Below are 16,103 nucleotides of genomic sequence, written 5' to 3'. Positions count from 1 at the left end.
TAGGAGGCGCCGCATCGACCAGGGGGATGAGCAGGGTGCCGGTGCGCGTGGATGAGCCTGTGCTGACGCAGCAGGCCATGGAGGATCTCGGCAGCAATCCCGCGCCGGAGGACACGATCGGCTCCGTGATCGGCCGCCGGTTGGCCCGCCGCACGGCCCTGCGCGGGTTGTTCGGCGCCGCCGCGACCGGCGTGCTGCCAACAGCCCTGCCCGGGCGGGCGCGCGCCCAGGCCCAACTTCCGACGGAGGGCGGCTCCACCCTCGGATTCCACGGCCTGCCCCACTCTAGCGGCCCGGACTCCGTGGTGCCGGAGGGCTACGAGATTCAGACCCTGATGCGCTGGGGCGATCCCGTCCTGCCCGGCGCGCCCGCCTTCGACCCGGCCAACCAGACGCCGGAGGCCCAGGCGCTGCAGTTCGGCTACAACAATGACTACCTCGACTTCTTCCCCCTGCCGAAAGGCACGAAGGGCGGCGAGCACGGGCTTCTCGTGGTGAACCACGAGTACACCAACCCCGAGCTGATGTTCCCCGGCCTCGGCAACGCGCGTGCCGCCCGCACGTGCTCCACCGCCGCGCAGGTCCGCACGCAGATGATGGCGCACGGTGCCAGCGTGGTGGAGATCCGGCGCGAGAACGGCCGCTGGGCTCCCGTCGCGGGCGGCACGATGAACCGCCGCATCACTGCCGAGACGGCCATGCGGATCAGCGGCCCCGCCGCGGGCCATGAGCGCCTGCGCACGGCGGCCGACCCCACCGGCACGCGCGTGCTGGGCACGCTGAACAACTGCGCCGGCGGCAATACGCCCTGGGGCACGGTCCTGATCGCCGAGGAGAACTTCAACTACTATTTCGGCGGGGAAGCGGTGACGACCGGCGCGCAGGCCGCCGCCTACAAGCGCTACGGCCTGGTGCGCGATCCCCAGTTCCCCTGGCTGCGCCATGAGCCGCGCTTCGACGTGGGGCTTGAGCCGAACGAGCCCAACCGCTTCGGCTGGGTGGTGGAGTTCGACCCCTACGACCCGGATTCCCAGCCCGTGAAGCGCACCGCCCTCGGCCGCTTCAAGCACGAGGGCTGCACCCACGCCCTGGCCCCTGATGGCCGCGTGGTGATCTACATGGGCGACGACGAGCGCTTCGACTACGTCTACAAATTCGTCACCGCCCGCCCCTGGAATCCCGGCGACCCGGCCGGCAACCGCGACCTGCTGGATAACGGCACGCTGATGGTCGCCCGCTTCCACGACGACGGCACGCTGGACTGGCTGCCGCTGACCTATGGCGAGGGCCCGCTGACCGAGGCGAACGGCTTCCGCAGCCAGGGCGACGTGGTGATCGAGGCGCGCCGCGCCGCCGACCTTCTCGGCGCCACGCCGATGGACCGGCCGGAGGACGTGGAGACGAACCCCGTCAACGGCCGGGTCTACGTGATGCTGACGAACAACGGCAGCCGCCGCCCGGACCGGCTGGACGCGCCCAACCCGCGCCCGAACAACCATCACGGCCATGCGCTGGAGATCATCCCGCCGGGGAACTGCGACCACGCCGCCCGCACGGCGCGCTGGGAAATTTTCCTGATGGCCGGCCAGCCCGGCACGAGCGCGGGCGCGGCCTATCACCGGGCGGTGGGGGCGGAATCCGGATGGCTTTCCTGCCCCGACAACTGCGCCTTCGATAGCAAGGGCCGCATCTGGATCGCCACCGATGGCGCGCCAACGGCCGCGAAGGTGGCGGACGGCCTCTACGCCGCCGATACGGACGGCGAAGGCCGCGCGCTCACCCGCCGCTTCTACGCGGCGCCCCAGGGCGCGGAGGTCTGCGGCCCGCTGATCGGCCCGGGGGACCGCACCGTGTTCCTGGCCGTCCAGCACCCCGGCGAGGACGCGGAGAGCACATTCGAGAACCCCTCGACCCGCTGGCCGGATTTTCGGCCGGACATGCCGCCGCGGCCCTCCGTGATCGCCATCGTGCGGAAGGACGGGGGCGTGGTCGGGAGCTGACCGCGCGCCCGGTTCAGCCTGCCGCGGGGATGCGGGCGATGACCTTGATCTCGAAGTCGAAGCCGGCGAGCCAGGTCACGCCCACCGCCGTCCAGGTGGGGTAGGGCGCCGCCCCGATCGCCTCGTTCTTGACCGCCATTACCGTCTCGAACTGCCGCTCCGGGTCGGTGTGGAAGGTCGTCACGTCCACCACGTCGTCGAAGCTGCCGCCGGCCGCCTTCAGCACGGCGTTCAGCCTGTCGAAGGCGAGCCGGACCTGCTTCTCGAAATCCGGCTCGGGCGATCCGTCCTCCCGGCTCCCGACCTGGCCCGAGACGAAGAGGAGGTCGCCGGATCGGACGGCCGCCGAGTAGCGGTGCTTCTCGTAAAGGGCCTGCCGGCCGGGCGGGAAGATCACGTCGCGCTTGTTCATCATGTCTCTCCTGTTCCGCGAGGCCGGGGTTTGCGCCGGCCGCGGGGACGATCCATATACGCCCCGTATGTGACTAATTCGGGACATACGACGCGTATGTCAACCCGCATACGCAATGCATGTGAATGGCGAGGGTGATCTTGGCCACTGGTCTGCGCGCGAGGATGATGGAGGAAACCCGGGCCAAGCTCATCCGGGCAGCGAGGAAGGCCTTCGCCGAGAAGGGCTATGCGGCCGCCTCCATGGACGACCTGACGGCGGAGGCCGGCCTGACGCGGGGCGCGCTCTACCACAACTTCGGCGACAAGAAGGGCCTGCTGCGGGCCGTGGTGGACGAGATCGACGCGGAGATGGCGGAAGGCGCGCGCGCGGCCCGGGACCGCGCGAAGACCCTCTGGCTCGGCCTGATCGAGGAGGGCGTCTCCTACATCGAGATGGCGCTGGAGCCGGAGATCCAGCGCATCGTGCTCCTGGATGGCCCGGCCGTGCTCGGTGATCCCTCCCGCTGGCCAGGGCAGAACGCCTGCCTGCGGACGACGATGGCGACGATCCAGGCCCTGATCGAGGAGGGGACGGTGCGCCCGGTGGACGTCGAGGCCGCGGCCCGGCTGATCAACGGCGCGGCGCTGAACGCCGCGCTTTGGGTCGCCGCATCCGACAATCCGCCCGCCGTGCTCGCGAAGGCCATCGAGGCCTTCCGGCTCCTCGCCTCCGGCCTCCTGCGGGAGCCCGGCTGAGCGCGCCCCTCAGCCCTCCCGCAGCCCGTCCGCCACCAGCATCGCCCCCGCCACGGCGAGGGCGATGGCCAGCCCCGGCCACAGCGCCGCCATAGGCGCGCTGAACACCAGGTCCTGCGCATTCGCCAGCATGTTCCCCCAGGATGCCGCCGGCGGCTGGATGCCCAGGCCGAGGAAGGACAGGGTGCTCTCCGCCAGGATCGCCCCCGCGACCGCCAGGGATCCCGCCACCGCCAGCGGCGCCGCCAGGGCCGGCACCACATGCCGCCGCAGCAGCCGCCCTTCGCCCACGCCCAGGGCCCTCGCCGCGCGCACATGATCCCGCGCCAGCACGGAAATCGCCGCCGCGCGCGTCAGCCGCGCGACGCCGACCCAGCCGAACAGAGCGAGGATCGCCACGATCCGCACCACGTCGGCCGAGGCATCCCCGCGCGGCAACCCGATCGCGGAAGGGTCCAGCGCCGCCAGCAGCACCAGCAGCGGCAGCGCGGGCAGGGCGAGCAGCCCGTCCGCCACCCGCATCACCACCGCATCCACCCATCCCCCCCGCCAAGCCGCCAGCAGCCCTGCCGCCAGTCCGATCACCGTGGAGGCCACGGCCGCCGCCGCCCCGACCGCCAGCGAGACGCGCGCCCCGACCAGCAGCCGCACCAGGATGTCCCGCCCCAGTTCATCCGTGCCTAGCGGGTGGTCCGCGGAGGGCGGCGCCTGACGCGCCAGGATGTCCGGCACGTCCGGGTCCACCCCCAGCCACGCCGCCACCCCCGGCGCCGCCACTGCGGCGATGACCAGCAGCAGCAGGATCGCCAGCCCCGCCCGCAGCCGCGTCATGCCGCCAGCCTCGGGTCCAGCGCGCGCTGCGCGACATCGGCCGCCAGAGTGGCGAGCATCGTCACCCCTGCCACCAGCAGCAGCGCCAGCAGCGCGAGGTTCTGGTCGCTGCCCATCACCGCATCCGTCAGCAGCTTCCCCATGCCCGGCCGCGCGAAGACCGTTTCCGTGATCAGCGCGCCGGAGACGAGCCCGCCCGCATCCAGTGCCAGCAGGGAGAGCAGCGGCACCGCCGCGTTCGGCAGCGCGTGGCGGAACGCGATTCGCGATTCCGGTGCCCCGCGCGCGCGGGCCGCGGTGATCCAGGGCGCACGCAGCACATCCGCCATCGCCGCCGCCGTGTGGCGCGCATAGGCCGCGAGGTGGGCGATGGCGAGCGTCGCCACCGGCAGCACGAGGAAGCGCGCCGTCTCCGCCACGCCGCCGGAATCCGGCACCCCGCCCGCCGGCAGCCAGCCCAGCGTGACGGCGAAGAGGATGATGAGCAGGATCCCCAGCCAGAAGGCCGGCACCGCCTGCGAGACCAGCGCCAGCGCGTCCACCACACCCCGCCAGCGCGGCCGAAGCGCCGCCAGCATCCCGGCCGCCACGCCGATCCCCGCCGCCAGCGCCAGCGCCGTGCCCAGCAGCACGAGGCTGCCCCGCAGCGCCGGCCACAGCACCTCCGCCGCCGGCCGTGCGAAGAGGCGGGAATAGCCGAACTCCCCGCGCAGCACGCCCGTCGCCCAGGCCGACCACCGCGCCAGCAAGGGCTGGTCCAGCCCGTGCAGCGCGCGCATCCGCGCCACGTCCTCCGGCCCCAGCCGCGGATCGGCCATCATGGCGAGCGAGATCGGATCCCCCGGCATGGCCCCGATGGCGAGGTAGGCGACGAGGGAAAGGATCACGAGCGTCGCCACAATCTGCGGCACCCGCCATGCGATCGTCCGCAGCACGTCAGCGCACCCGCCAGTCCGTCACCCAGAGCGAGGAGGGCGACATGTTCCCCGTCGGCCGCACGCCCTCCAGCCAGGTCGGCAGCACGTGCGGCTCCGCCCGATGCCACAGCGGCAGCGCGGGCAGGTCCCTGTAGGTCATCGCCTGCAACCGCGCCCACATCGGGCGCCGTTTATCCGCATCCAGCTCCTGCGGCAGCGCCTCCAGCAGCGCGTCCATCTCCGGGTTAGAATAGCCCGGGTAGTTCTGCCCGGACCAGTTCCGCTCCGCCCGCGGGATCTCGTCGGAGTGCAGGGTGGAGCGGGGCACGTTCTCCGGGCTGCTGATCCAGGCGAACAGGACCGCGCCGCTGAACTGCCGCTTCGACAGCGCCTCCCCGAACAGCACGCGCGGCGGCTGGTTGGCAATGCGCGCCTCCACCCCCGCCGCGCGCCACATGCCCTGGATCACCTGCAGCACTGTCTCGCGGGACCGGTTCCCCGCTGTGGTTTGAAGGTCCACTGAGAGTCGCGCGCCCGCTGCGTTGCGCCGGATCCCGTCCGGCCCCGGCTTCCATCCCGCCTCGTCCAGCAGCGCCCCCGCGCGCGCCAGGTCGAAGGGCCAGGGCGCGAGCGACCGGTCGATCATCGGGTCGTCCGGGTGTATCGCCGTGGCCGCCACGGGCTGGCGGTTCTCGAAAAGGCTTCCCACGATCCGACTGCGGTCGATCGCCATCATCAGCGCCTGCCGTACCCGGATGTCCGAAAGCGGCGGCTGGTCCATCCGCAGGTCCAGGTGCTCCCAGACCAGCCCCGGCCGGTACTCGAACCGGAAGCGCCCGCGCGCCCGCTTCTCCAGCGCGATCGCCTGGTCCAGGGAAAGCCCCAGCTCCCCCGCGATCATGTCCACCTGCCCGGCGAGAAGCTGCGCCTCCAGCGCCGCCGAATTCTCCACCACGCGCACATTGATCCGCCGGAAGGCGGGCGCCGGCCCCGCCCAGGCCGCGTTGCGCTCCAGCGTCACCCCCGCGCCAGGCTGCACGGCGGCGATGCGGTAGGGCCCGTTGTAAAGGCCGGGGTTCGCCGTGTCCGTGTCGTAGGCGGTGCGGGACCGGTAGTTGCGCCGGTCCGCCTCCCAGATCGCGCGGTCGATATGCGCGGGCAGGGGCTCGAAGCCGCCCGCGCTGCCCGCCTCGAAGTTCACCTTGTCGAAGCGCAGCGTCACCGTGCGCGGGTCGCTGGACTGAAACTCATAGGCGCTGCGGTAGAACTCCGCACCGCCGAACCCCGTCTCGAAGGCGCGTCCCGCCTCCCAGGCGAAGCGCATGTCCTCCGCGGTCACGGGGCGGCCATCGCCCCAGCGCCCGTCCTCGCGCAGCCGCCAGGTCACGCGCATGCCGGGCTTCCCGTCCGGCATCGTCTCCAGCACCACGCCGCCGTTCTCAACCGTCGGAACCGCCTCGCAGGCGAAGCAGGCGGGCCTCCAGTCCGGCCCGTATCCCGTCAGCGGCCGGCGCGCGAAGCCCAGGATATAGGCCTTGGCCGCCATGCTCTCGATGTTCGGGTGGAAGGTGCCGGTGGCCTGGGCGATTCCGATCGTCAGCGTGTCGCGCGTCTGGGCCTGGGCCTGGGCCTGGGCCGGAAGGGAAGCGCCGGCCATCAGAGAGACGAGGATGGCCGCGGCGCGGCGGGGAAAGGCAGCGGGGGGCGTCTGCATGGGCCGATGATGCAGGGCTTCCCCGGCAGGGGCTAGCGGGCCTCCCGGAAGCGCCGGTGCTCCTCGCCCACCATGGCCGCGGCCGCGGCCGCCATGCGGGCCAGCCAGTTGCCGCGCTGGTCCTTCAGGTGCCGCCGGATCGCGTCCTCCGCCCCCGCGCTGCCGAGGTGGATCGCCGCCAGTTCCGCCCCCATGGCCCGCAGCATCGGCGTGCCGAGCAGGATGTCCCGCCCCAGCGGCCCCTTGGCGCCCTTCTTCGCCGGGGGCAGGAAAAGCTTGTCCGCCCCGATTTTGCGGTTGTTGGGCGAGAGGCGCCGGACGGCGATGCCGTCGGTCACCCGGTACCAGGGATCGGGCGCGCGGAAGCGCCCGGTCGCCACCTCCATGCAGCGCAGAGCGCGCCCGCCCCCGTGCACACGCCCCCAGGCGGAGGGGACCACGCCCTTGGCCTCGCGGATGACCCGGTCCCCCGCCCATTCCGCCTCCGCCACCCAGCGGGAGCGGCCGAGGCTGCCCAGCCCGGCGCTGCGGTACCACAGGCGCGGCGCCCCGGCCCCGGCGGGCAGGGAGGCGCGCAGCGCCGCCTCGTAGCGCGGCGGCAGCCCCGGGCGCGCCCTCGCCGGGCGGGCCTCGAAGGCCTTCCGCTTGCTCCGCAGCCCCTCCCAGAACTCCGCCCTGTGCTCCTCCGGCACCATGACGATCCCGCGGAGCTCGGGGCGGTCGCGGTCGAGGACCGCCGGGCCGGGGCGGTCCAGCCCGGCGGCGTAGCCGTCCAGGAGGTCCCGCGCGATCGCGGCGGCACCGCGCCCGCCGCCTGCCAGCAGCCCGCTCGTCGCCAGGCGCAGCAGGTCCAGCGCGTAAGGCATCACCGCCACATCGTCGTGGTCGTTCACGCCCCAGACCAGCCGGCCATCCGCGTCGCGCCAGGTACCGAAATTCTCCAGGTGGATGTCCCCCACCGCCAGCACGGCCGGCGCGGAGGCCAGGTCCGGCGCCACTTCCAGCACCGTCTCCGCCCAGCGCCAGTAGGTGGCGCGGAGGAAGGGGAAGGGATCGTCGCCGCCCATCTTCCGGCGCTTCTCCGTCAGCCCCTCCTCCACCACCTCCGGCCCCAGCTCCGCCCGCAGGTCGTCCTCGTAGCGCCGGGCGGATTCCAGGATGTCCATGGCGCGGCCGCTCAGGCGGGCACCGGGGTCAGAACCGGCCGGCCGGCGAAATGGGCGGTCAGGTTCTCGATTACCAGCCCGATCGTCGCCATCACCGCCTCCGGCGAGCGACCGGCCACGTGCGGGGTGAGGGTAACGTTCTCCAGTTCCGCCAGCCCCTCGGGCAGCTTCGGCTCACCCTCCACCACGTCCAGCGCGGCGCCGGCGATGCGGCCCTCCCGCAGCGCCAGGATCAGCGCCGCCGTGTCCACCACGGTTCCGCGGGCGATGTTGATCAGGAATCCCTGCGGCCCCAGCGCCTGCAGCACCGCCGCGTCCACCAGGCCCCGCGTGCCGGGCCCGCCCGGCGTGGCGATCACCAGGAAGTCGCACCACGTCGCCAGCGCGGTGGGGGATGCGAAGAAGGCGTGCTCCACCCCTTCCCGGGGCTGCCGCGCGTGGTAGCCCACCGCCATGCCGAAGCCGGCCGCGCCCCGTTGCGCGATTTGCGCGCCGATCCGCCCGAGGCCGAGGATCCCCAGCCGCTTGCCGAACACCGCGGGCCGTGTCAGCCGCGGCCACTCCCCCCGCCGCACCGCCGCGTCCGCCCGCACGATCCCCCGCGCGGCCGCCAGCAGCAGCGCCATGGCGTGGTCGGCCACCGAGCTGTCATTCGTGCCGGGGCCGTGGGTGACGGTGAGGCCCCGGGCCCGGGCGGCCGCGACGTCGATCCTCTCGAACCCCGCCCCCTGGGCGCAGACCATCTCCAGGGCCGGCATCCGCTCCATCTCGGCGGCGGTGAGACCGGTGGAGCCGTTGGTAAGCACGGCCCGGAAGATGGGGCCCTTCTCGGCCACCGCCCGCTCCCGCTCCGCGGCGGCGAGGTGCAGGTCGAACCCCGACTCCCGCAGCCGCCTCTGCTGCTCCGGCAGCAACTCGATCAGGACGAGGACGGGGATGGGCATCGGGGATCGCTCATTCGGCTGAACCTGATGATGCTGGCCCGGGGAGGCCGCGCCATCCAGCCCCCCCGTGCCGCCTCAATCCCCTAGCACGAAGTCCACCAGCAGCTTCACATTCAGCACCACGATCAGCGCCGCCGAGGCCCAGCCCAGCAGCAACTGCCAGGACGGCGCCACCAACGTTCCCAGCCGCTTCCGGTCCGCCGCGAAGAGCATCAGCGGGATAACGGCGAAAGGCAGCTGGAGGGAGAGCACGACCTGGGACAGCACGAGCATCTGCGCCGTCCCGCTCTCCCCGTAGATCGCCGTCACGATCACGGCGGGGATGATGGCGATCAGCCGCGTCAGCAGGCGCCGCACCACCGGGTTCAGCCGGATGTGCAGGAACCCCTCCATCACCACCTGCCCCGCGAGCGTGGCCGTGACGGTGGAGTTCAGCCCGCAGGCCAGCAGCGCAATGGCGAACAGATAGGGCGCCGCGGTGCCGAGGATGGGCGCCAGCAGCTGGTGCGCGTCCTGGATCTCCGCCACCTCCGTGTTGCCGTTCGCGTGGAAGGCCGCGGCGGCGAGGATGAGGATGGAGGAGTTGATGAGCAGCGCGAGGCCGAGCGCCACCGTGCTGTCGATGGTGGCGAAGCGGATCGCCTCCTTCTTCCCCTCCTCGTCACGCCGGATGTCCCGGGACTGGATGACGGCGGTGTGCAGGTAGAGGTTGTGGGGCATCACCGTGGCGCCGAGGATGCCGAGCGCGATGTAGAGCTGCGTCTGGTTCGTCACGATCGAGGTGGAGGGAAGGTAGCCCTGCAGGACCTCGCCCCAGACCGGGTCCGCCAGCACCACCTGCACCACGAAGCACCCGGCGATGAGGGCGATCATCCCCATGATGAAGGCCTCCAGCCATCGCATGCCCTTGTTCTGCAGCCAGAGGATGAGGAAGGCGTCCAGCGCCGTCAGCAGCACGCCGAACAGCAGCGGGATGCCGAACAGCAGCTGCAGCGCGATGGCCGTGCCGATCAGCTCCGCCAAGTCCGTCGCGCAGATCGCGATCTCCGCCAGGAACCAGAGCGGGATCCCGACCCAGCGCGGAAACCGGTCCCGGCAGAGCTGGGCGAGGTCGTGCCCCGTCGCGATCCCGATCCGCGCGCAGAGCGCCTGCAGAAGGATGGCCATGAGGGAGGAGAGCAGGGCGACGGTGAGCAGCGTGTAGCCGAAGGCCGAGCCGCCCGCGAGCGCGGTGGCCCAGTTGCCCGGGTCCATGTAGCCCACGGCGACGAGGTAGCCCGGCCCGATGAAGGCCATCAGCCGCCGGAGCCAGGACCCGGCATTCGGGACGGCAACGCTGCGGTTCACCTCCGGCAGGCTCAGGCTGTCCTCGGTCCGACCGGCCAGGGGTAGGTCGTTTCGGGCCATCGACATCCTTCTTCCTCGTTGCAGAGCATGGATGAACAGCTGTTCAGGTGGAGACCTGTCCAGGTATCCTATTGATTCTCAAGGCTTTGCACGAATGTGGATGCTTTGCCGCAGCGCCGCAAGCAGGTGGGCGCGCTTTCCTCGCCCAATCGTGCAGGGCGGATCCCTGGGCAGCCGCGGCCCGCGCACCCCAATAGAGCGGCCATGGAGAGACAACGCATGCCGCTTCTCAGGCTCGCCGCGATCGCGGCCCTGGTCCTGCCCGCCCTGCCGGCCATGGCCCAGAACGCGCCGCCCGCCACCCTGCCCACGCGCGATGTGGCCGTGACCTACCGTGCCCTCGGCAACGGGGCGCCGCCGGAACCCTTCCGCATGGCCTGGTCGGTGGCCGATGGAAAGCAGCGCGTGGACCCGCCGGGCGGGATGGGCTGGATGCTGGTGGACCGCAAGGCGGGCACCGCGGTGATGGTGATGGACGCGCAGCGCATGCTCATGCCCATGCCGTCGCAGGCCGTGCGCGCGCTGACCCAGTCCGTGCCCGAGGGCGTGCGGTTCGAGCGCCGGGGCACCGCGACCATCGCCGGGCTGGGCTGCACGGAATGGGCGGCCTCCGGCCCGCAGGGGCAGGGCGTGGCCTGCCTGACGGAAGACGGCGTGACCCTGCGCGCCACGGGCCAGGGCCCGAACGGCCAGCAGGGCGGGATCGAGGCGACGGAGGTGCGCTACGGCACGCAGGACCCTGCCCATTTCCAGGTGCCGCAGGGCTACCAGACGATGCAGGGAATGCCGGGCATGCCCGGCTCGCCGGGTGGCGCCCCGGGGGCGCCGCCGGCCCGGTAGGGTGAGAGGGAGGCCGGGCCGCCCGGCCCCGCCCTTTCCCGGTTCAGCGCGGCCTCAGCCCGCGGTGATGCCCTTGGCCACCGCCTCCTCCGCGCTGCCGATGCCGCCGCGCGCCTTGGACCAGGACATCGGGTTCTCCAGGAAGCGCCGCACCTCGCGCAGCGCCTCCTCGGAGAAATAGGGGCGCTCGCGGCACACCTCGAGCACGTCCCACCAGGTGCAGAGGTGGTGCAGGTTGAGGTTCATCGCCTTCATCGTGTCGAAGGCGCCGGGGAAGACGCCGTAGAAGAACACCACGAAGGTGTCGTCGCAGATGGCGCCGGCGTCGCGCAACGCCTGGGTGAAGCGGATCTTGCTGCCGCCGTCGGTGGTCAGGTCCTCCACCAGCACGGTGCGCTTGCCCTCGGGCACGTCGCCCTCGATCTGCGCGTTGCGGCCGAAGCCCTTGGGCTTCTTGCGGACATAGGCCATGGGCGCCATCAGCCGGTCCGCGATCCAGGCGGCGAAGGGGATGCCCGCCGTCTCGCCGCCCACAACCGCCTCGATCGCCTCGTAGCCGATGTGCCGGCCGATCTTCTCCGCTGCCAGGTCGCAGATCACGCGGCGCGCTCGGGGGAAGAAGATGATGCGGCGGCAGTCGATATAGACCGGGCTCTTCCAGCCGGAGGTGAAGGTATAGGGCTCCTCCGGCCGGAAGTTGACGGCCTTGATCTCCAGGAGGATGCGGGCGGTGGTGAGCGCCGCGTCGCGGTCCCACTCGGAGGCGTGCTGCATGGCCATGTCGGTATCTCCCGTCCCTGCCGGTATCTTAATGGGCGGCGCAAATCGGGCGATCCCTAGCGGCCCGGCCCGGCCGCGTCCATGCGAGGGAAGGGCGGGGCAGGGGTGAGCGGAGAGGAGAGGATCTGGGTCCTCGCCGACCCGCGCGCGGGCACGGCGGCGCAGGCGCTGGGGATCGCCGAACGCCTGGACCGGCCCTTTCGCACGATTCATCTGGAATGGGGCCTCCTGGCGCGGCTGCCGCTGCCCTGGCCGGGGCTGGCCGGGCTGACGAGGACGTCGCGGGAGGGGCTGTGGCGGGCAGCGCTGGAGGGGCCCTGGTCCCGCGTGCCGCCCGGCACGATTCCCCGGATCGTGCCGGAATGGCCATCCCTAGTGATCGGCGCCGGGCGCCGCTCGGCCCCCGTCTCCCGCTGGCTGCGCCGAAAAGGGGCGCGGACAGTGCACTGCATGCGGCCGGGCGCTGGGGCGGGTGATTTCGACCTGCTGGTGATCGGCCGGCACGACCGCGCCGCGCCCGCCCCGAACATCCTGACGGTCCTGGGCGCCACCCACCGGATCTCCCCTGCGGTGCTGGAGGCGGCGCGCGTATCCCGCCCGGACCTGGCCGCGCTGCCCCGGCCGCGCGTGGCCGTGCTGCTCGGCGGCGCGGTGCGGGGAGAGGGCATGGACCCCGCCGAGGCGACCGCGATCATCGACCGGGTGCTGCCCGGCGCCGGCAGCGTCCTCGCCACCACCAGCCGGCGCACCGGCGTTGCGGCGGGGAGGGCGGTGGCCGCGCGCCTGTCCGGCGTGCCCGGCCTGCTGCACCGCTGGGGCGGGGAGGGGCCGAATCCCTATGCCGCCTTCCTTGCCCTGGCCGACGCGGTGGTGGTGACGGGCGATTCCGTCTCCATGCTCTCCGAGGCGCTGACGACCGCCGCGCCCGTCTTCATCGCCGGCACCCCGCCCGATGCGCCCCGCCACAGGGCCCTGCGGGACAGCCTCATCGCCGCCGGCCAGGCCGTTCCCCTCGAGTCCTTCCCCGAATCCCCGCCCCGCGCGCCGCTGGACGAGAGCGGGCGCGTGGCGGCCATCGTCCGGGATCGCTTTCTGGGCGGCTGACCGTCACCGCCTCTGGGGAATCAGCGGCGCGGGCGCCTGCTTCCGCCGGTAGCCTGCCGGAACCCGGAAGCGCGCCGGGTCCTGCGGGCCGTAGCGGACCGAGATCGCCTCGATCCGGTTCTCGCCCCCATTGGGCAGGGCGGAGACGGAGCGGAGGAGCACCCCGTCGGCCGTCACGCAGACCGTTGTCCGGCGCGGCCCGGCCCACTGGGTGCAGGCCTCGCCCGCCACCCGGTCCTCCTTGCCCTTCGTCAGGGCGGCACCGGGGGGCGGGTCCAGCCGCATCCCGGCGGCCATCTCGGCCGGCATCTCCATGAAGGCGCGCTCGGAATCCACCACCATCGTGGCGCGGGGCGGGTCGCGTTCCACCAGGATCCAGCCCGGCGCGCCCGGCGGGTCCATCCGCGAGAGGCCGGCGGCGGTCCAGGCCACCCGCATCTCCGCCGTCCCCGGCCCGGCGCCGGAAATGCGGTAGGTCACGGCCACGTCGCGGGACGGGGTGAAGGAGGGCGACGCCCCTGGCGTTGCCCCCGGCGGTGCTTCCTGGGCACGGACGCCGGCAGCCAGGGCGAGCCAGAACGCGGGAACCAGGACAAAGGCCGCCTTCATGCCGGCTCCTCGACGATGCGGCGCCGGTCTGCCCGTTCCGCAGAAAGCTTCCAAGCCCCGCCCGCGCGGGTCAGTCCAGCCGCACGGAGGGCCGTGCCAGCGACCGCAGCGCCCCCGCCAGCCAGACCAGCGGCGCCCGCCATCCATGCACGACCAGCTGGAACTGCCGGTACAGCATCGCGTAGCTCAGCCGGGCCAGCCATCCCTCGATGAAGGCGCCCTTCAGGATGCCCAGCCGCCCCAGGCTGCCGAAGGCGTCGTAGTCCCCGAGCGAGACGAGGGAGCCGCGCTGCACATAGTGGAAAGGCGGGATCGGCGTGCCGGAGAGCCAGGCCGGCAGGTGCCGCGCCAAATGCCGGGCCTGTTGGTGCGCCACCTGGGCCGTGGCGGGCAGCGGCCTTTCCTGGCCGGCCGGGACCAGCGCGGCGCAGTCGCCGAGCGCGAGGATCGCGGGATCCGTCACGCTCACCATATCCTCCCCCACCCGGATTCGCCCGGCCCGGTCCGTCTCCAGCCCATCCAACTCGCGCGTGACGGCGGGGGCGCGGACGCCGGCGGCCCAGACCCGGATGGAGGCCTCGATCCGCCTCCCGTCCTTCAGCACCACCCCCGTCTCATCCACCGAGGCCACCGCCGCCCCGGTCAGCACCTTCACGCCCAGATCCCGCAGCACGACGGTGGCCGAATCGGAGACCTTCTCCGGCAGTGCGGAGAGGATGCGCGGCGCCATCTCCACCAGCGTCACCCGCAGGCGCCCGCGCAGGTCCGGCACGCCGTAGCCGGAGGCGAGGTCCAGTGCCTGGTGCAGCTCCGCCGCCAGCTCCGTCCCCGTGGCCCCGCCGCCGACGATGACGATCGAGACCTCCCGCACCGCCGGGTCGTCCAGGGCGCGGATCACGGCGCGGCGCAGCTGCACGCGGAAGGCCTCCGCCTGCTCCCGGCTGTCGATGAAGACGGCATGCTCCCGCACCCCCGGCGTGCCGAAATCATCCGCCGTGCTGCCGATCGCCAGCACCAGCGTGTCGTAGGGTACCACCGCCGTCACCTCGTCCCGCCCGGATTCGTCCTGCACCGTGCCGAGGGTGATGCGCCGCGCCGCGCGGTCGATCCCGCGCAGCAGGCCCGGGCGGAAGGCCATGCCCAGCCGCGCCGCGTGATCCAGGTAGGTGATCTCGTCCTGCGCCGTGTCCAGCGTGCCCGCCGCCACCTGGTGCAGCCTGGGCTTCCAGACATGGGAGGAGGCGCGGTCCACCAGCGTCACCACCAGCCCCGGCACGCCGCGGCGCGCGAGCCGCGTGGCGAGGTCCAGCCCGCCGGCGCCTGCGCCCACCACCACCAGCCGGTGCGGTCCGGTCATTGGGTTCCCCCTCTCGCGCTCGATCGCCTCCGGGTTGAAGGGGCTTGCCGGCCGTCCGGTTGCGGGGCACCAACCCCAAGCCTCAGGCGAAGGAAACGGTCATGGCGCGCAAGCACCGCATCGCGGTGGTCCCCGGGGACGGGATCGGCAAGGAAACCACGCCCGAGGGGCTTCGCGTGCTGGACGCCGCCGCCCGCCGCTTCGGCTTCGAGCTGGAGCTGACCCATTACGACTGGTCCTGCGAGACCTATGCGAAGACCGGCCGGATGATGCCGGAGGACGGGCTGGACCAACTGCGGCAGTCGGACGCCGTCTTCCTCGGCGCCGTTGGCTGGCCGGGCGTGCCGGACAATGTCTCCCTCTGGGGCCTGCTGATCCCCATGCGCCGGGACTTCGACCAGTACATCTCGCTGCGCCCCTGCCGGCTGATGCCGGGCGTGCGCTCCCCGCTCGCGAACCGCACCCCCGAGGAGATCGACTTCGTCGTGGTGCGGGAGAACACGGAGGGCGAGTACTCCTCCTCCGGCGGCCGCATGTTCCGCGGGACGGAGCGGGAATTCGTCACGCAGGAGAGCGTCTTCACCCGCACGGGCTGCGACCGCGTGATGAAGTACGCCTTCGAGCTGGCGATGAGGCGCCCGCGGAAGAAGCTGACCTCCGCCACCAAGTCCAACGGCATCACCTTCACCATGCCCTTCTGGGACGAGCGCTTCGCCGAGATGGCGAAGGCCTACCCGGATATCAAAACCGACCAGTTCCACATCGACATCCTCTGCGCCCATTTCGTGCAGCACCCCGACTGGTTCGACGTGGTGGTTGCCTCCAACCTCTTCGGCGACATCCTGTCCGACCTCGGCCCGGCGGTCGCCGGCTCCATCGGCATCGCGCCCTCCGCCAACATCAACCCGGAGCGCGCGCACCCCTCCATGTTCGAGCCGGTGCATGGCTCGGCGCCCGACATCGCGGGGAAAGGTGTCGCCAACCCCATCGCACAGATCTGGTCTGGCGCGCTGATGCTGGAGCACCTGGGCGAGCACGAGGCCGCCGCCGCCGTGACGGATGCCATCGAGTCCCTTCTCGCCGACGGCGGACCACGCACCCGTGATCTGGGGGGCAATGCCGGCACGCTGGAAGTCGGAAAGGCGCTGGCCGAGGTGGTCGGGCGGGGCTAGCCTTTCGCCGGCCGGGTGGCGTTTGCGCGGCCCGGTCACCACTGAACACTTGAACGCTTGTTCAGCTATCGGTATAACACGATCAGGTGTTGCGAGTTATTCTCAACAACATC

The 16,103-nt window shown here is 72.3% G+C and carries 15 protein-coding genes; 5 read left to right on the top strand and 10 right to left on the bottom strand.

Features of this window, described 5'->3' with window-relative positions:
* Positions 1-26: 26 nt before the first annotated feature.
* Entirely contained in the window at positions 27-2,000 is a 1,974-nt protein-coding gene (locus J5Y10_RS24595; protein WP_209376775.1) for a PhoX family protein, read from the top strand.
* A 13-nt stretch (positions 2,001-2,013) separates the two neighbouring features.
* On the opposite strand, the gene J5Y10_RS24590 is transcribed toward J5Y10_RS24595, so the two are convergent.
* Positions 2,014-2,412: a RidA family protein gene (locus J5Y10_RS24590; protein WP_209376774.1), complete on the bottom strand. Its 399-nt coding sequence runs from the start codon at positions 2,410-2,412 to the stop codon at positions 2,014-2,016.
* Positions 2,413-2,552: 140 nt separating this feature from the next.
* On the opposite strand from J5Y10_RS24590, the gene J5Y10_RS24585 reads away from it, so the two are divergent.
* On the top strand, positions 2,553-3,149 hold the full coding sequence (locus tag J5Y10_RS24585) for a TetR/AcrR family transcriptional regulator (protein ID WP_245215061.1): 597 nt from the start codon (positions 2,553-2,555) through the stop codon (positions 3,147-3,149).
* 9 nt (positions 3,150-3,158) lie between these two features.
* Here the strand turns inward: J5Y10_RS24585 and J5Y10_RS24580 are convergent, their stop codons facing one another.
* The 6 genes from J5Y10_RS24580 to J5Y10_RS24555 all read right to left on the bottom strand — a co-directional run bounded on the left by J5Y10_RS24580 (position 3,159) and on the right by J5Y10_RS24555 (position 10,134).
* Positions 3,159-3,980 (bottom strand): ABC transporter permease, encoded by an 822-nt coding sequence (locus J5Y10_RS24580; protein ID WP_209376773.1) that lies wholly within the window; start codon positions 3,978-3,980, stop codon positions 3,159-3,161.
* Positions 3,977-4,915, bottom strand: a complete 939-nt coding sequence (locus tag J5Y10_RS24575) for an ABC transporter permease (RefSeq protein ID WP_342453007.1) — start codon at positions 4,913-4,915, stop codon at positions 3,977-3,979. The genes J5Y10_RS24580 and J5Y10_RS24575 overlap by 4 nt, the downstream gene beginning before the upstream one ends.
* A gap of 1 nt (position 4,916) precedes the next feature.
* Complete coding sequence (locus J5Y10_RS24570) at positions 4,917-6,611, bottom strand: peptide ABC transporter substrate-binding protein (RefSeq protein WP_209376772.1); 1,695 nt, start codon at positions 6,609-6,611, stop codon at positions 4,917-4,919.
* 32 nt (positions 6,612-6,643) lie between these two features.
* Complete coding sequence (locus J5Y10_RS24565; RefSeq protein WP_209376771.1) at positions 6,644-7,777, bottom strand: DUF2252 family protein; 1,134 nt, start codon at positions 7,775-7,777, stop codon at positions 6,644-6,646.
* 11 nt (positions 7,778-7,788) lie between these two features.
* The gene (locus J5Y10_RS24560; RefSeq protein WP_209376770.1) at positions 7,789-8,721 is read right to left on the bottom strand and encodes a 2-hydroxyacid dehydrogenase; all 933 of its coding nucleotides are present in this window, start codon (positions 8,719-8,721) and stop codon (positions 7,789-7,791) included.
* A gap of 75 nt (positions 8,722-8,796) precedes the next feature.
* Positions 8,797-10,134, bottom strand: coding sequence for an Nramp family divalent metal transporter (locus tag J5Y10_RS24555; RefSeq protein ID WP_245215060.1), 1,338 nt, complete (start codon positions 10,132-10,134; stop codon positions 8,797-8,799).
* 213 nt (positions 10,135-10,347) lie between these two features.
* Here J5Y10_RS24555 and J5Y10_RS24550 point away from each other — a divergent pair, with 213 nt between their 5' ends.
* Positions 10,348-10,968 (top strand): hypothetical protein, encoded by a 621-nt coding sequence (locus J5Y10_RS24550; protein WP_209376769.1) that lies wholly within the window; start codon positions 10,348-10,350, stop codon positions 10,966-10,968.
* A 54-nt stretch (positions 10,969-11,022) separates the two neighbouring features.
* On the opposite strand, the gene J5Y10_RS24545 is transcribed toward J5Y10_RS24550, so the two are convergent.
* Complete coding sequence (locus J5Y10_RS24545) at positions 11,023-11,748, bottom strand: orotate phosphoribosyltransferase (RefSeq protein WP_209376768.1); 726 nt, start codon at positions 11,746-11,748, stop codon at positions 11,023-11,025.
* A 105-nt stretch (positions 11,749-11,853) separates the two neighbouring features.
* Between J5Y10_RS24545 and J5Y10_RS24540 the strand changes: the two genes are divergently transcribed.
* Positions 11,854-12,852 carry a mitochondrial fission ELM1 family protein gene (locus tag J5Y10_RS24540; protein WP_342453006.1) on the top strand — a complete coding sequence of 333 codons (999 nt, stop codon included), beginning with the start codon at positions 11,854-11,856 and terminating at the stop codon, positions 12,850-12,852.
* A gap of 3 nt (positions 12,853-12,855) precedes the next feature.
* Here J5Y10_RS24540 and J5Y10_RS24535 read toward each other — a convergent pair whose 3' ends face one another.
* Together J5Y10_RS24535 and J5Y10_RS24530 are read right to left on the bottom strand one after the other, a co-directional pair.
* Positions 12,856-13,461: a hypothetical protein gene (locus J5Y10_RS24535; protein WP_209376766.1), complete on the bottom strand. Its 606-nt coding sequence runs from the start codon at positions 13,459-13,461 to the stop codon at positions 12,856-12,858.
* Between the two features lie 70 nt (positions 13,462-13,531).
* Positions 13,532-14,818 carry an NAD(P)/FAD-dependent oxidoreductase gene (locus J5Y10_RS24530; protein ID WP_209376765.1) on the bottom strand — a complete coding sequence of 429 codons (1,287 nt, stop codon included), beginning with the start codon at positions 14,816-14,818 and terminating at the stop codon, positions 13,532-13,534.
* 101 nt (positions 14,819-14,919) lie between these two features.
* On the opposite strand from J5Y10_RS24530, the gene J5Y10_RS24525 reads away from it, so the two are divergent.
* Complete coding sequence (locus J5Y10_RS24525) at positions 14,920-15,990, top strand: tartrate dehydrogenase (RefSeq protein WP_209376764.1); 1,071 nt, start codon at positions 14,920-14,922, stop codon at positions 15,988-15,990.
* Positions 15,991-16,103 lie beyond the last annotated feature (113 nt).

It is taken from the genome of Roseomonas indoligenes, from assembly GCF_017813365.1.
Lineage (GTDB): Bacteria > Pseudomonadota > Alphaproteobacteria > Acetobacterales > Acetobacteraceae > Roseomonas > Roseomonas indoligenes.
Note: the sequence above shows the minus strand (reverse complement) of the source record. Positions and strands in the feature narration are given on the sequence as shown.

Bases quoted from the DNA above. Each gene is read 5' to 3' on its own strand.
- J5Y10_RS24545 (WP_209376768.1), bottom strand. From the start codon at position 11,748: ATGGCCATGCAGCACGCCTCCGAGTGGGACCGCGACGCGGCGCTCACC.
- J5Y10_RS24525 (WP_209376764.1), top strand. From the start codon at position 14,920: ATGGCGCGCAAGCACCGCATCGCGGTGGTCCCCGGGGACGGGATCGGC.
- J5Y10_RS24570 (WP_209376772.1), bottom strand. From the start codon at position 6,611: ATGCAGACGCCCCCCGCTGCCTTTCCCCGCCGCGCCGCGGCCATCCTC.
- J5Y10_RS24580 (WP_209376773.1), bottom strand. From the start codon at position 3,980: ATGACGCGGCTGCGGGCGGGGCTGGCGATCCTGCTGCTGCTGGTCATC.
- J5Y10_RS24555 (WP_245215060.1), bottom strand. From the start codon at position 10,134: ATGTCGATGGCCCGAAACGACCTACCCCTGGCCGGTCGGACCGAGGAC.
- J5Y10_RS24595 (WP_209376775.1), top strand. From the start codon at position 27: ATGAGCAGGGTGCCGGTGCGCGTGGATGAGCCTGTGCTGACGCAGCAG.
- J5Y10_RS24530 (WP_209376765.1), bottom strand. From the start codon at position 14,818: ATGACCGGACCGCACCGGCTGGTGGTGGTGGGCGCAGGCGCCGGCGGG.
- J5Y10_RS24550 (WP_209376769.1), top strand. From the start codon at position 10,348: ATGCCGCTTCTCAGGCTCGCCGCGATCGCGGCCCTGGTCCTGCCCGCC.
- J5Y10_RS24560 (WP_209376770.1), bottom strand. From the start codon at position 8,721: ATGCCCATCCCCGTCCTCGTCCTGATCGAGTTGCTGCCGGAGCAGCAG.
- J5Y10_RS24590 (WP_209376774.1), bottom strand. From the start codon at position 2,412: ATGAACAAGCGCGACGTGATCTTCCCGCCCGGCCGGCAGGCCCTTTAC.
- J5Y10_RS24535 (WP_209376766.1), bottom strand. From the start codon at position 13,461: ATGAAGGCGGCCTTTGTCCTGGTTCCCGCGTTCTGGCTCGCCCTGGCT.
- J5Y10_RS24565 (WP_209376771.1), bottom strand. From the start codon at position 7,777: ATGGACATCCTGGAATCCGCCCGGCGCTACGAGGACGACCTGCGGGCG.